Annotated in this window: 12 protein-coding genes, 3 tRNA genes and 1 pseudogene; 11 read left to right on the top strand and 5 right to left on the bottom strand. The window is 54.6% G+C overall.

The window, feature by feature from the left end; genetic code table 11:
- From M3223_RS02670 to M3223_RS02650, 5 genes are read left to right on the top strand one after another with little or no spacing between them, the layout of a single operon-like run.
- Positions 1 to 834 (top strand): ABC transporter ATP-binding protein, encoded by an 834-nt coding sequence (locus tag M3223_RS02670; protein ID WP_251558663.1) that lies wholly within the window; start codon positions 1 to 3, stop codon positions 832 to 834.
- Complete coding sequence (locus M3223_RS02665) at positions 800 to 1,873, top strand: efflux RND transporter periplasmic adaptor subunit (RefSeq protein WP_251558661.1); 1,074 nt, start codon at positions 800 to 802, stop codon at positions 1,871 to 1,873. Before M3223_RS02670 ends, M3223_RS02665 begins: the two co-directional genes overlap by 35 nt.
- A 31-nt stretch (positions 1,874 to 1,904) precedes the next feature.
- Positions 1,905 to 4,802: an ABC transporter permease gene (locus M3223_RS02660; RefSeq protein WP_251559796.1), complete on the top strand. Its 2,898-nt coding sequence runs from the start codon at positions 1,905 to 1,907 to the stop codon at positions 4,800 to 4,802.
- A gap of 6 nt (positions 4,803 to 4,808) precedes the next feature.
- Positions 4,809 to 5,693 carry an ATP-binding cassette domain-containing protein gene (locus tag M3223_RS02655; RefSeq protein ID WP_251558658.1) on the top strand — a complete coding sequence of 295 codons (885 nt, stop codon included), beginning with the start codon at positions 4,809 to 4,811 and terminating at the stop codon, positions 5,691 to 5,693.
- Positions 5,690 to 7,222: an extracellular solute-binding protein gene (locus tag M3223_RS02650; RefSeq protein WP_251558655.1), complete on the top strand. Its 1,533-nt coding sequence runs from the start codon at positions 5,690 to 5,692 to the stop codon at positions 7,220 to 7,222. Before M3223_RS02655 ends, M3223_RS02650 begins: the two co-directional genes overlap by 4 nt.
- Positions 7,223 to 7,281: 59 nt before the next feature.
- On the opposite strand, the gene M3223_RS02645 is transcribed toward M3223_RS02650, so the two are convergent.
- A complete protein-coding gene (locus M3223_RS02645; protein ID WP_251558653.1) occupies positions 7,282 to 8,025 on the bottom strand; it encodes a sulfite exporter TauE/SafE family protein in 744 nt (247 codons plus the stop codon).
- Between the two features lie 442 nt (positions 8,026 to 8,467).
- Here M3223_RS02645 and M3223_RS02640 point away from each other — a divergent pair.
- From M3223_RS02640 to M3223_RS02630, 3 genes are all read left to right on the top strand, one after another.
- Positions 8,468 to 8,541 (top strand) — tRNA-Met (locus M3223_RS02640).
- Positions 8,542 to 8,582: 41 nt separating this feature from the next.
- A tRNA-Ile gene (locus tag M3223_RS02635) sits at positions 8,583 to 8,659 on the top strand.
- Positions 8,660 to 8,811: 152 nt separating this feature from the next.
- Positions 8,812 to 8,896 (top strand) — tRNA-Leu (locus tag M3223_RS02630).
- A gap of 73 nt (positions 8,897 to 8,969) precedes the next feature.
- Here M3223_RS02630 and M3223_RS02625 read toward each other — a convergent pair.
- A complete protein-coding gene (locus M3223_RS02625) occupies positions 8,970 to 9,215 on the bottom strand; it encodes a hypothetical protein (RefSeq protein ID WP_251558651.1) in 246 nt (81 codons plus the stop codon).
- Between the two features lie 171 nt (positions 9,216 to 9,386).
- A complete protein-coding gene (locus tag M3223_RS02620) occupies positions 9,387 to 9,656 on the bottom strand; it encodes a hypothetical protein (RefSeq protein WP_251558650.1) in 270 nt (89 codons plus the stop codon).
- A gap of 139 nt (positions 9,657 to 9,795) precedes the next feature.
- Between M3223_RS02620 and M3223_RS02615 the strand changes: the two genes are divergently transcribed.
- Positions 9,796 to 10,545, top strand: a complete 750-nt coding sequence (locus M3223_RS02615) for a uracil-DNA glycosylase (RefSeq protein ID WP_251558648.1) — start codon at positions 9,796 to 9,798, stop codon at positions 10,543 to 10,545.
- A gap of 20 nt (positions 10,546 to 10,565) precedes the next feature.
- A complete protein-coding gene (locus tag M3223_RS02610) occupies positions 10,566 to 11,372 on the top strand; it encodes an SPL family radical SAM protein (RefSeq protein ID WP_251558646.1) in 807 nt (268 codons plus the stop codon).
- Here M3223_RS02610 and M3223_RS02605 read toward each other — a convergent pair.
- Positions 11,335 to 12,312, bottom strand: coding sequence for an S-layer homology domain-containing protein (locus M3223_RS02605; RefSeq protein WP_251558644.1), 978 nt, complete (start codon positions 12,310 to 12,312; stop codon positions 11,335 to 11,337). The two genes, M3223_RS02610 and M3223_RS02605, sit on opposite strands and share 38 nt — an antisense overlap.
- Positions 12,313 to 12,413: 101 nt before the next feature.
- Positions 12,414 to 12,752 carry a L,D-transpeptidase gene (locus tag M3223_RS02600; RefSeq protein WP_251558642.1) on the bottom strand — a complete coding sequence of 113 codons (339 nt, stop codon included), beginning with the start codon at positions 12,750 to 12,752 and terminating at the stop codon, positions 12,414 to 12,416.
- Between the two features lie 66 nt (positions 12,753 to 12,818).
- Between M3223_RS02600 and M3223_RS02595 the strand changes: the two are divergent.
- Positions 12,819 to 13,554 (top strand): annotated as a pseudogene (locus M3223_RS02595) (phosphate ABC transporter substrate-binding protein); the annotation flags it as partial.
- Positions 13,555 to 13,619 lie beyond the last annotated feature (65 nt).

The following is a 13,619-nucleotide window of genomic DNA, read 5'->3' as shown; positions in this document are numbered from 1 at the left end:
ATGATCTGGAAAAAGAAACAAACGTTGTTATCGGCTGAGCCTCTACCTGAACCGCAATCGAAGGAGACTGGCAGTCATGCAGCTTCAGATGCGATTCGCAGCGAAACGGCTGCTGATTCTTTTGAATCGGCGCATAGCATACAGCCGCAAGGCTCGTTTGCCGCAGAGCCGCTGCTGAGCGTAAACAAGGTGCATCGCAGCTTTCCCGCTTCGGGTGCCCCGGTTCATGTGCTTAAGGGCATCACAATGACTGTGTCTCCACATCAGCTCGTTATGCTGAAGGGCCGCTCAGGCTCCGGCAAAACGACGCTGCTTAACCTGATCGGCGGATTGGATACGCCGAGTGAGGGTGAGATCTGGTTTGACGGCATGCCAATCCATCAGCTTGGCGACGAACGGCGCACCGTAATTAGGCGGGAGCGCATGGGCTTTATTTTTCAGGCGTTCGCTCTAATGCCGCTGCTCTCTGCTTACGAGAACGTTGAATTGTCCTTGCGTATGGCTGGAACGCCGCGCAATGAGTGGAAGACGCGCGTGGAGCAATGTTTGGAGCTGGTCGGTCTTGAACGCCGGATGAAACACCGCCCGTTCGAGATGTCCGGCGGCGAGCAGCAGCGTGTCGCCATCGCAAAAGCGATTGCCCACCGGCCAAGGCTACTGCTGGCGGATGAGCCGACGGCGGAGCTGGACAGTCAAATGTCCGCTCAGATTATGAATGTTTTTCGCACGATGATTCAATCCGAGGGAGTCACAATTTGCATGACGACTCACGATCCCACGATTTTGGAGGTTGCTGATCATGTTTACGAAATGGTGGACGGCACGTTCATCTAAAAGAGCCGCAGCGCTGCTGCTGGGCTGCGCGCTGGCGGTGTCCGGCTGTTCGCTGCTGCCGGCCGAGCAGGTGGAGGAGCAGCTGCCGACTATCGCTCCGCCGCAAATCTCCAAAAAGCCGGAGTACGAGGTAACGACCCAGACGCTTGAAACTCGCGTGGAAGCGACGGGCAAGCTCATCTCGATGCGCGAGGAGACGCTGTATTATACAATCGACGGCAAAAGACTCAAGGAGCTGTACATAGAACGAGGGCAGAAGGTGAAAGCGGGGGATCCGATCGCTTCTCTGGATGTCGAGGATTTGCAGAAGCAGGTGCGCGACCAGAAGCTCCAATTCCGCAAGGAGGAGGTGGCGATGAAAGAAACGCTGCGCAAAAAGGATGAGATGCCGCCAGTTGATTTTGAGGCTGCCGTCATTGCGTTTGAAGAGAAACGCCAGGCGATTGCCGATCTGGAAAAGGAAATCAGCCAAGCGACGCTTACCGCGCCATTCTCCGGCACGGTCGTACAGCTGCCGGTCCAGAAAGGTGATGCCGTCAAGGCGTATGATCCGATTTGCGTCATTGCCGATACCTCTCAGTTGACGCCAGCGATCAAGCTGGAGGCGGATGAGCTGGAGCAGGTGACGGTTGGCATGAAAGCGACCGTAGAGATTAACGGCGCTGGCACTGCAAACGGCAAAGTCCAGGCTCTCCCGGTGCCTAAGCCCGATGAAGAAGAGGACAATGGAGGCATCGGCGGCGGAAACGGGGCCAACAAACCGGAGACTCCCGATGACTTCCTGCTCGTTAAGCTGGACAAAATGCCTGCCAACGTTGCGCGCGGGACGATGCTTTCGGTGAGCATTATCGTTAAAAGCAAGCCTAACGCGATCGTTATTCCGCCGTCCGCGCTTCGCAGCATCGGCTCCCGCACCTATGTGCAGGTTGTCGAGGGCGAGACCAAGCGGGAGGTGGATGTGGAAGTCGGGGAGCAGACAGCCACCGTCGTGGAAATTTTAAAGGGTCTTGAGCCCGGAATGAAAGTGGTGGGCAGGTAACGTGTTGCTCCTCCGATTCCTGTTCCGCAAAATGTGGAACACGCGCTGGCTGACGCTTAGCTCCCTGGCGGGTCTGATTTTGGCGGTGGCATTTGCGGTGAGCATTCCGATGTATGCGGACGGCTCGCTGAAGCGGGTGGTTACTCAATCGCTGCAAGAAAAAAGCGAAGGGTTGCCAGCCGGCTCTTTGCTCATGCGCTACAATGCCAGTCCCGGGCCGACCGATTTGGCGGCGCTTGGCAATGTGAATGATTTTATAGGAAAAGAAGTGCCTTCAATAATCGGGTTTCCCGCTGATACGCGGACAAAAAGTTATTCCATCCGCAGCGCGGATATTATGCCGGAGGACCCGTCCAAGGTCAGCGCCAGCGTCAGCCGCAAGTTCGCGCTTCAGTCTCTGTCCGGGCTGGAGGATAAGGGCGAGCTGACGCAAGGCCGCTGGTTCGTGCCCGGCAAAGGTGACGGCGACATCATCGAGGCGGTTGTGCTGGAGGAGGCGCTGTACCGGGCCGATATGCATATCGGTGACGTATTCCTCTATCCGGCCTACGGCAACGGCTCCGAACAGCTGCTGCGCGTCAAAATCGTCGGCACCTTCAAGCCGCTGAAGGATACCGATCCGTATTGGTACCAAGGGCTGGAAGGGATGATGAGCTCTTTCTTTACGAGCGAGTCCGCGTTGTCCGAGAGCATTCTAACTGACAAAAAAATTCCGCTGCACAGCGCCAGCTGGTACTACGTGTTTGATTTACGGGAAATCCGCACTAGCGAGCTGGCCCCGCTGACCCGGGAGCTGGAGCGGCTCAATATCGAGCTGTTTCAGAAGCTCCCTGATACGCGGGTAGAAATCAGCTTTGCTGAAATGCTGCAAGAGTTCCGCACGACAAGCCTGCAGCTGCAAACGATGCTGTTCACGCTGGCAGCACCGATGATTGCGATGGTGTTCTATTTTATCGCGATGAACGCCCGTCAAGCGCTCGATAAACAGCGCAGCGACATCGCCGTTCTTCGCAGCCGCGGAGCCGGAACGAGGCAGATTATCGGGCTGTATTTAGTGGAAAGCCTGCTGCTTGGCGGCGCTGCATTTGTGCTTGGGCCGCTGCTTGGCTGGTTCATGGCCAGAAGCATCGGGTCGGCAAACGGGTTTCTGGAGTTTGTCGACCGCAAATCTATTCCGATCGGATTTACGACGGACGCTATTATTGCCGGAAGCGCAGCCGTGCTGCTCGCCGTGCTGGCAACCGTTATCCCGGCGGTCATCTATGCAAGAGCTTCTATTGTAGGCTACAAACAGAAGCTGGCGCGCTCCGACCGAGCTCCATTCTGGCAGCGCTGGTTTTTGGACATCGTGCTGCTCGGGGTAAGCGGTTATGGCTGGTACATGTTCAACGAACGTCAGATGCTGACGATCAAAACGGGCATGACAACGGATCAGCTGAACGTGCAGCCGTTTCTATTTTTTGTGCCGGCGCTCGCCATCTTTTCGTTGGGACTGTTTTTCCTAAGGCTGTTCCCATGGCTGCTCCGGCTGTTTAACTGGCTGGGCCGCAAGCTGCTGCCGGTTCCGCTGTATTTAACGCTGACCCAGCTGTCCCGCTCTTCCCAAGGTTATTATCCGTTGATGATTTTGCTGATTCTTACGCTCGGTCTTGGGGTGTACAACGCTTCCGCTGCGCGTACGATTGACTTGAACTCCACGGAGCGCACGCTCTATCAGTACGGCACAGACGTAGTATTGCAGACAGTCTGGCCCGGCACAGCCGAGTTACCTCCTAACCAAGGCAATAACGGCAACGGCAATGGGGGCAATGGCGGAAATGGCGGAAATGGCGGAAATGGCGGCAACAATGGTGGCGGCAACGGCGGCGGAGGTAATGGCGGAAATGGAGGCGGTGGCGGCGGCAACAATCCCGTCCCGACCAAAATTCGCTATTCCGAGCCTCCGTTCCAGCTGTTCCGCTCTCTGGACGGCGTAGAGGCTGCTGCCCGCGTGCTGCAGACAAAAGGCAACATTGTCGTATCCGGCCGATCCATTGGCCAGGGCACATTAATGGGCATCGACAATACTGATTTTGATGATGTGGGCTGGTTCCGCAGAGATCTCTATCCCGTTCACCCGAACGTGTATCTGAACAATCTCGGCATTTATGCCGAAGGTGCTGGAGCGCTTATTCCATCCGGAATGGCGAAAAAGTACCAGCTTAAACCGGGGGACACCATTTCCGTTGGACTTAGCGATGGCATGATTGATTTTGCGATTGTCGGCATCCTGCCTTACTGGCCGGCGCAGTATCCGGACAAATCACCGTTCATCATCGCCAATCTCGATTACATTTACGATCAGGTGCCAATCATTCCGTACGATGTCTGGCTCAAAATGAAGCCGGGGGCAAAGGTCGCTCCGCTCATGGAAAAGCTGCAGCAAGAAGGCATCGAGCTGGCAAGCGTCAAAGATGTGAGAACCGCGCTTATTACGCAGAGTAAACTGCCGACGCGCGGCGGAGTATTCGGCATTCTGAGCCTTGGGTTCCTCGTATCGGTTATCGTTACGCTCACCGGCTACATTTTGTATTGGTTCTTCAACCTGTCCGGCCGCGTTGTGCAGTTTGGCGTACTGCGGGCGATGGGTCTCTCGAAGCGCCAGCTGACCGGCATGCTGCTGCTTGAGCAGCTGTTCACAGCGGGGCTCAGCATCGGGCTTGGCGTGCTCATCGGCAAAATCGCCAGCCTGCTGTTCCTGCCGTTCCTGCAAACGACCGACAACATGTCCGGCAACGTTCCGCCGTTCCGCGTTGTGTTCAACAATCAGGACACGATGCAGCTGTACGCTGTTGTCGGCGTCATGATGCTGATCGGAGCGCTGCTGCTCATGCTGCATATCCGCAGGCTGAGAGTGCATCAGGCGGTCAAGATGGGAGAGGAGCGGTGATGTGCCGTGATTGAATGCGAGGGTCTCGTCAAAATTTACAAAACCGACGATCTCGAGGTCGTCGCTCTGCAGGGGCTCAACCTGAGCGTCAAAGACGGCGAGCTGATGGCGATTATCGGCAACAGCGGCAGCGGCAAATCAACGCTGCTTAACATCCTGGGCGGCCTAGACCGCCCTTCCGCCGGCAGCGTACATGTCGGGCCATGGGATCTGCTCAAGATTACCGATGAACAGCTCGTTAAATACAAACGCGAGACGGTCGGTTTCATCTGGCAGAACAATGCCCGCAACCTGCTGCCTTATCTGTCCGCTCTGGAAAATGTCGAAATGCCCATGATGCTTCGCGGCAAAGTAGACCGCGCTTATTCCCGTCAGCTGCTGGAATGGGTCGGCCTGAAGGAGCGGATGCACAACAAGCTTCATCAGCTGTCCGGGGGCGAGCAGCAGCGGGTTGCCATTGCGATCTCACTGTCCAACCGCCCGCAAATGCTGCTGGCCGACGAGCCGACCGGCTCTGTAGACAGCCGCACCAGCGACATGATTATGGGTATTTTCCGCACGCTGAACCGCGAGCTTGGCCTGACGATTGTCATCGTTACCCATGACTTGTCGCTGGCCGGCAAGGTGGACCGGGTTGTGGCGATTCGCGACGGCCTGACGAGCACCGAGTTTCTCCGGCGGAACACGCATCTCGACGATGCGGCCGGATTTGCCAAAGAAGGGCTGCAGGATGTCCATGAGGCTTACGCCGTCGTGGACCGTGCAGGCCGGCTGCAGGTGCCAAAGGAATATTTAACCGCGCTGGGCATTACGGGCAAAGCATCGATGGAGTTTGATGGAGAACGCATCATTATTACGAAACCAAAGCTTTTGGAGGGGGAGCAAGCATGAATTGGGGAACAGCAGTGAGTTCAATTAAAGGTAAAAAGGCACGCCGGGGGGCGGCGCTTGGTCTGTCGCTCGTTATGGCTTCCGGCGTTATCGCAGGATGCAGCGGAGAATCTTCGGAGCAGAAAGAGCCGAGCGTTGTGCGCATCGGCATGATGTACGGCTCGGCGGACAACGAGACCTGGTTCCGTCAGCAGTTCACGGATACGTATGAATTGATGAACAAAAACGTCACGTTTGAAATTGTGTACGCCAACGACTATAACGCGATGAACTATTCCGGACAGCCGAACGAGAAACAGCCCGATCCGTACGAAAAAATGAAAGACATGCTCACCGGTAAAAATCCGGTTGACGTAGTTGTCATCGATTACCCGCAGCTGTCGCGGCTGACGCAGGACGGAATGCTGCAGCAGCTCGATCCGCTTATCGCCAAGGATAAGTTCGACATTAGCGATTATGTGCCTTCCGTCATTGATGGAATCAAGGATGCCGGCGATTCTAAAATATACGCTTTGACGCCAACGTTTACAAGCTCCGCTCTGTTTTATAACAAAAAGATATTCGCTGACGCGGGAGTCCAGCCGCCTGCAGACGGGATGACCTGGAACCAAGCGTTCGATTTGGCGCGCAAAATATCCAAAGGCAGCGGAAAGGATCAGACGTTTGGTCTCCAATTCAACCGCTGGGGCGGAGATGCGTATAACGATATTCAAAGCTACATTGCTCCACTAGGGCTGAAGGTGTTCGACGACAAAGGTGAAAAAATGCTCGTTGACAGCGGAACGGCCTGGAAAGACGCTTGGGAAACGATGATTAAGCTGTATAAGGATAAAGTCGTTCCGAGTCCAGAGGACTCCCAGAAAATTATGGATGAGATGCGCAAGGCAGCGGAGAAATCCTCGGCCGGTTATAATCCTTACATGAATGATTTGTTCAATTCAGGGAAATTGGGCATGGTTATTGGCGACTACTATTTTGTCAATGAACTGAGAAACGCCAAAAACGCCTCCGAAACGAACAAGTCGATTAAACTGATCGACTGGGATGTTGTGACCGTTCCCGTATTTGAAGAGAAGCCGGGAGTCGGCGGCAATATTAATCTTAGCCAAGCGATGGGCATTAACGCCAAAGCGCAAAATCCGGACGGAGCCTGGGATCTGATCAAATTCCTGAACGGGCGCGACTGGGCGAAGCTGAAATCCCGCAGCACCTATGAGATTCCGGCGCGTCAAGAGTTCATCAAGCCGATTGACGGCATGCAGTACAACATGAAAGCATTCACCACGTTAAAGCCGATTCCGGCCCAGACGGATGCGTTTGAGCGCATTGCGCGCGAAAAGCCTGGCATTTATGAGATGCAGGGCATCGGGTCTCAAATCTTCCAGGAAGTGCTGAGCGGTAAAAAGACCGTTGATGAAGGAATCAAGGAATGGGCGGTCAAGGGCAACGCGCTGCTGCAAAAGCTGAAGACGAATCCAAAAGGCAGCATGGGCGGCGGAATGGAAGGCGGAGCCGTTTCTGGCGGTTAATCAACACCTATTTAAGTCAGACAAAGAGCCCCTTTGAAAAAAAAGGGGCTCTTTTGCGTTCAAAACAAAAGCAGCTTTAATCCGCCGATTCCCGCAAGGATAAGTACGAGGGCCTGGAATGTCTTTTGCGGAATGTGCGGGAGCAGCTTAATGCCGATGTAGGCGCCTGCGGCGACAGCGGGAATCATCCACGCATTGAGGAGCAGAGAGTCGGCGGTGATCAGTCCGATGGAAGCGGTGAACGGCACTTTGGCGACATTAACGATGAAGAAGAAAAACGCATTTGTGCCGACAAATAACGTTTTATTCATTCCTTTGGAGAGCAGATAGATCGACATGATGCTGCCAGCGGCGTTGCCAACCATCGTTGTGAATCCCGCGAGCACGCCAAGCCCGTTATTGAACAGCGGAGACGAGCTCAGAGAGACGGAGGCGGCTTTTTCGACGCGTTCCTTAAACGAATGCAGCAGCAGCAGGGACAGTACGATCGCGCCGAGCAGAATGGAAAGGGGGCGGTCATGAATGCGTCCTAACACGAGGAAACCCAGCACCAGTCCAACGAGCACCCACGGCAGCAGCGAGAGCAGATGTTTCCACACGACAGCTTTGCGGTAGTACATAATCGCTATAATATCGCCGGTAATCAGTATAGGCGTAATGAGGCCGACGGACTCCCGAACGGGGAAAAAGCCGGCCATTATGGCGGCGACGAATAAACCCAGCGTAGGCATCCCCGTTTTGGAAAACCCGGTCAGCAGGGCGCAAAGAGTGAGAATGGAAAGCTGGAGCGGAGTGATATCCATAAAATCTCCTTTATCAGCGGAAAATAGGCGTTTGGATGGGAATGCTGCGGTAGCGCAGCCTATCCAGTGTAAAGTAGATTGGGCTTGTCCGGCAATGATGGAATAAATTTGATCAGCCTGGGAACGATGACGATAAAGCCTCATTATTGCAGGAAGCCATTCGCAGAAAGGAAAGTGAAGGATGACAACGATGTCCAACTGGATTTATTGGGGAAGGTTGTATGACAGCAAGTTTCAGGCTGGGTGCTTGGTAAAGCGAATGGAAAACGACTGGTGGATTTACGGATATGAGTGCCCGCGGGAGATTGAGGTTTTCCAGTCCAAACGGGGAAAATACGGGGTTCGCTATATGCCTTAAAAAGGGCTGGAGGAGCTGGTTGACTTTGCTGTGTTAAATATAGTATATTTATCCTTGTGTTCCAAACGGGACCTTTTAGAATGACGCGGGGTGGAGCAGCCCGGTAGCTCGTCGGGCTCATAACCCGAAGGCCGCAGGTTCAAATCCTGCCCCCGCAACTTATTTCCGCCCTTATGCGGTCTCAACATTCCCTACAAAAGGGCCCTTAGCTCAGTTGGTTAGAGCGGTCGGCTCATAACCGATTGGTCGCAGGTTCGAGTCCTGCAGGGCCCACCATAAGCTTTCGAATCCTTGCGGCTGCAAGGTTTTTTTATTTCATAAGGTTTTTTTATTTCATGCGGAACTTATGAATACTTAAACTTTTTCGTTGACGCTTGCTGGGGATATATGTTATGATGAACTCCGTTGTGTTTATCGTATGGCTTCATGCCGGGGTGGCGGAATAGGCAGACGCAACAGACTTAAAATCTGTCGGGAGTTACTCCCGTACCGGTTCGAGCCCGGTCCTCGGCATCACGTAGGTTTAACAAAAGCTCCCTGTGGACGATCTCACCGATCGGACAGGGAGCTTTTTGTTTTGTTGAATTTAAGTACGGCTTTTGCCGGGCGAAGCTTGAGGAGAGGGACTTGAAACGGCGGGAACGATTTTGGCTTGAACCTTCTGGGCAGGATTGCCCTGACTTAGCGGAACAAACAGATACGCCAGTGCGAGCAGCATGGCGAAGGTCCAGACGGCGCCCCATGTTTTGGCAGGTGCGGACAGCTGTTTCCATGAGACCGGGAGCATGACAAATGGAGCGATGGCCCACCCAAATACCATTGTCAGACGCATTTTGTACCACGCTCCTCCCGTATAATACCTTATTTATCGGCAGGTATTTCGATGAGCTTAATCTCATTTACTTAAAAGTTACGCTATTTGTCAGCTCATGCGGAATCCGTTACACTATGAAAATCAGCGTGAAGCAGTTGAAGATAAAAAAAAGAAGCCTGGGTAGGCCTCTTACTTTGCTGCCGCTTGGGCAGCCTTCAGCTCTTCCAGGTCAACCTGGCTGCTGATTTCTTCGATGAACTTATCCATGCAGCTGCAATAGTAGTCTCTGCGGCAAACCGGGCAAGGCGTCGTCTGCAGACGATTAATCTTAATGCCATCCGGACCGTAGAACAAGCGGCATTCTCCGCCGTCCTTGAGCTTCACGACAACCTGGAAAAGCTGGGTGGCGTCGTTGCGTTCCGCGAGTCTGCCATTCGTTACGAGCGGGCGGTAACTCATTGCAATCACCTGCAACTTTCTTCGATATGGGCTTGATCTATCTTACTTTCTACAGCGTTCAATGTCAAATAATCGGCTGTCCGCAAGGAGTTTCCGGACAGGCCTATGGATAACCGCATCGTAAAGGAGGCTGGCTGAAATGGCCGTGCAATTTCACAATGACTGGAACGAGCATTTAATGAAGGAAATGGAGCAGCCGTATTACAGGGAGCTGCGATCCAGGCTGGCCGAGGAGTATCTCGGCGGCGCTGTATATCCGGATATGCATGATATTTTCAACGCATTGCATCTGACTTCACTCGCCGGCACAAAGGTTGTTATTCTCGGTCAAGATCCTTACCATGGACCCGGCCAAGCGCATGGGCTCAGCTTCTCCGTGCAGCCTGGCGTCCGCATCCCGCCCTCTTTGCAGAACATCTACAAAGAGCTGAACAATGATATCGGCTGCCCGGTTCCGGCAAATGGCGATTTGCGCGGGTGGGCCCGTCAAGGCGTGCTGCTGCTCAACAATGTGCTTACGGTGCGCAAAGGGCAGGCGGCCTCTCACCAGGGGCTCGGCTGGGAAAGGTTTACCGACAGCATCGTTCGGCTGATTGGGGAGCGCGAACAGCCCGCTGTGTTTTTGCTGTGGGGCAAACACGCTCAGGAAAAAGCCTCCTTTTTGGATGGCAGCCGCCATCTGCTGCTGTCTACGCCGCATCCAAGCCCGTTCTCGGCTCACCGCGGTTTTCTCGGCAGCAAGCCGTTTTCGAAAGCGAATGCCTTTTTGAAAAAACACGGCATGCAGCCGATCGACTGGTGTCGTACGGCGGAGCCCGCTGCTGCGGACGAAGTAGCGGCGGGCAGGGAGCGGGGGCGCTCAGAAGACGAAAGCTTTCCGTCCGTATGAGCAGCGGGGAAGGACTGTCCTTGCCGCCCAAGCGCAAAGCTGTCCGCTGGCTTAATCCGGCAGGCGGTTACCTGGAAGGATACACGCATACGCTTAATCCTTATACGGGCTGCAGCTTCGGCTGCAGCTACTGTTATGTACGGCGGATGCCGGTCGGCCTGTTCCGCTCCGAGCCTTGGGGGAGCTGGGTCGATGTTAAACCGCTTGACAGCGCCGCGTTCCGCAAGGAATGGGCCCGCGAGTCGGATAAAGGGCTGCTGAGCCTGTTTTTCGGCTCTGCTACTGATCCCTATCAGCCAGCGGAGGCAGAGCATGAAACGACGCGCCGGCTGCTTGAGCTTATGCTGGAACGGCCGCCGGCGTTTTTGCTGCTGCAGACGCGCAGCGCTCTGATTTTGCGCGATACGGAGCTGCTTCGCGCTTTTGGCGGCAAGGTACGGGCGAGCATCACGCTGGAAACGGATGACGAGGCGATGCGCCGCCATTTTACGCCCTCGGCTCCGCCGCTGGCGGCCCGTTGGCGGGCTTTGCGCGAGCTTCGTGAGGCCGGGATTCCGGTTCAAGCCGCCGTATCGCCGCTGCTGCCCCACACTCCCGGTTTTGCCGCAAAGCTAGCCAGCGAGGCACCGCGAATCGTCGTAGACGATTTTCACCGTGGAGACGGCAGCGGCGGCCGGCGCACAGCCCAGCTCGGCATACGGGAGGAATACCGCGCGCTCGATATGGAGGCTGATTATGCGCCGGCCGCCGCGGACCGGTTTTATGAACAGTTACGGAGCTATTCCGGTACTAACGTGCATTTTTCCCGTTCAGGATTCCTCCCGTAGAGCTGTCGCTCCCGCCCGTATTCTCAAGCACCGCCGTATACGCTGCATCAATATAAGTCGTGGCGCTTACATCCGTAATAACCTGCGGGTACATTTGACCGGGTTTTGGTTTGACCGCCTCTACGGTAATGTAGGCTTTGTCGCCGTTGAACCGGATGCCGGCGATCCGAATGCCATAACCGGGATGCGGCGCCTGAGCCGTCACCGTAATTTTACTGACTCCCTCGCCATGAGGCGAAGCTTCCAGCGCAACAGACTGGAGCGGACTTGCCGAAGAGCCTTCCGGTTCTTCGGTTTTTTTCATCTGTTCCACGAAGCTGATCCCCCCGTCTACCCAGGCTGCCGCGCTGCTGCGCGTGACGGCCTCTTTAGGCTTGAATAAACCGTCTTCTCCAAGCTTGGCGATACCGCTAATCAGCAGTCTCTGCACGTTCACCTCGTACTTGTCGTCCACCTGGTCTCCGTCGGATAGCTCGATGAAAATTTCCGTAAATGCATAGTCTCCGGTTGTCCCGATTGCTTGCAGCAGCAGATGGGCAAACTGCTCCCGGCTGATTGCAGCGGCGGGTTTCACCTTCGGATCGAGATCAAGATTGTGAATGGCTGCAATGATAAACGCTTCCGAATACCAGGCATTGTCGTTCATTCCGGGGAAATAATGGCTCGCCTCGGGCTTTTGAACAAATTTGATGGCATTCAGGTTAAGATCGAACGCTTTCACCAGCAGTGTTACGGCCTGAGCGTAGGTCATCGCTTCCTGCGGCTTAAACTGGCTATTGCCTGTGCCGCCAATAATGCCGGCACTCTCCAGGCTTCGAATAGAGGCGGCGTTTGGATCTTGGGTTATGTCCGTAAAAGCGAACACTGCTCCCGGGGCAGAGACAGCGAGCATCAGGCCAGCCAATCCTCCTGCTAACATTGCTTTTCCTTTCAGACGCATCTGCAGTCAGCTCCTTTCTTGGTATAGGGGATCTAGTCGGAAAGATCTTCCTTTACCATTATGACGCAGCATGGCGGCTCATTGTTGCATTTGCGGCAGAGCTAATTGCGAATCGTTACTCTGGTTCCGATAGGAACAAGCGAGGATAGGTCAAGCACATCATCATTGTACATCCGGATACAGCCATGTGAAACCGCTCTCCCGATGGAAGCGGGATCGTTCGTCCCGTGGATGCCGTAATGCGGCTTGGAAAGACCCATCCAAAGCACGCCGAACGGCCCGCCCGGATTTTCCTGTTTATTGATAATTTTAAACTCGCCTGTAGGTGTTTGCGTAAGCATTTTTCCGACGGCAATCGGGAACTGGCGGACAACCCGGTTCCCGTCCAGCAGATAAAGCGCGCGGTCCGATATATCAACGATAATGCGGTAATGAGGCATGATCGTCAGCTCCTTTTTGATCAGCATATGCACCTCAGGCAGCTGCCCGTATGGGTCTTCGGCGTGGCGCTGCTGCCTCTGACGCTGCAAGCGGCCAGCGAATTCAAAAAGCTGAACCCGAAGGTGCGCATTTCCGCCTCCGCAGCCGGTTCCGTCACGGGTCCGCAATCGGTGCGCAAAGGCATCGCCGATATCGGCGCGTGCGACTGGGACGCCTCGGTCGATGTGCCGGGTTTCAAAAAATTTGACGGCCAAGTAGCGAATAAAGTCGCGGTCATTCCTTTTGCGGCCATCGTGAACAAAAATACCGGCGTGACCGGCTTGACGACGAAGCAGCTCCAGGACATTTTCTCCGGCAAGGTGAAGAACTGGAAGGATGTAGGCGGTAAGGATGCCGATATCGTCGTGGTGAACCGCGCATTCGGCTCCGGCACCCGGGTCAACTTCCAGATGAAGGCGCTCAAGGGCGCCGATTTTATGACAAAGGGAGATAACTACAAAGAGGTTAAGTCCAGCGGCGATATGAAAATGGCTGTAGAGACGACTCCGAATTCAATCGGTTATATCGACCTTGTCTACGTTACAGACAAAATGAACGCTTAAAATCGACAATATCGCGCCTACGACGGACAACGTCATTAAAGGCAGTTATAAAGTGTGGAGCTACGGCTATTACATGACAAAAGGGCAGCCAACCGGAGCGACCAAAGCTTTCATCGAGTATATTCAAAGCGCGAAATTCCAAAACGGCTCGCTTAAAAAGCTGAAGTTTATTCCGATTACCGCGATGAAAAACGCTTAATTCAAGTCCCGGAGACCGAGAGCGACGCTCTGGCTCCGGGATTGCTTTTGATTCCATGGAGAGGA

It is taken from the genome of Paenibacillus pasadenensis (assembly GCF_023715725.1).
Classification (GTDB): domain Bacteria; phylum Bacillota; class Bacilli; order Paenibacillales; family Paenibacillaceae; genus Paenibacillus_O; species Paenibacillus_O pasadenensis_A.
The sequence above is the reverse complement of the archived record's forward strand: the minus strand, read 5'-3'. Positions and strand labels throughout refer to the sequence as shown.

Coding starts and splice junctions, on each gene's coding strand:
- M3223_RS02670 (WP_251558663.1), top strand. CDS start 1: ATGATCTGGAAAAAGAAACAAACGTTGTTATCGGCTGAGCCTCTACCT.
- M3223_RS02665 (WP_251558661.1), top strand. CDS start 800: ATGTTTACGAAATGGTGGACGGCACGTTCATCTAAAAGAGCCGCAGCG.
- M3223_RS02660 (WP_251559796.1), top strand. CDS start 1,905: ATGTGGAACACGCGCTGGCTGACGCTTAGCTCCCTGGCGGGTCTGATT.
- M3223_RS02650 (WP_251558655.1), top strand. CDS start 5,690: ATGAATTGGGGAACAGCAGTGAGTTCAATTAAAGGTAAAAAGGCACGC.
- M3223_RS02645 (WP_251558653.1), bottom strand. CDS start 8,025: ATGGATATCACTCCGCTCCAGCTTTCCATTCTCACTCTTTGCGCCCTG.
- M3223_RS02625 (WP_251558651.1), bottom strand. CDS start 9,215: ATGCGTCTGACAATGGTATTTGGGTGGGCCATCGCTCCATTTGTCATG.
- M3223_RS02620 (WP_251558650.1), bottom strand. CDS start 9,656: ATGAGTTACCGCCCGCTCGTAACGAATGGCAGACTCGCGGAACGCAAC.
- M3223_RS02615 (WP_251558648.1), top strand. CDS start 9,796: ATGGCCGTGCAATTTCACAATGACTGGAACGAGCATTTAATGAAGGAA.
- M3223_RS02605 (WP_251558644.1), bottom strand. CDS start 12,312: ATGCGTCTGAAAGGAAAAGCAATGTTAGCAGGAGGATTGGCTGGCCTG.
- M3223_RS02600 (WP_251558642.1), bottom strand. CDS start 12,752: ATGCCTCATTACCGCATTATCGTTGATATATCGGACCGCGCGCTTTAT.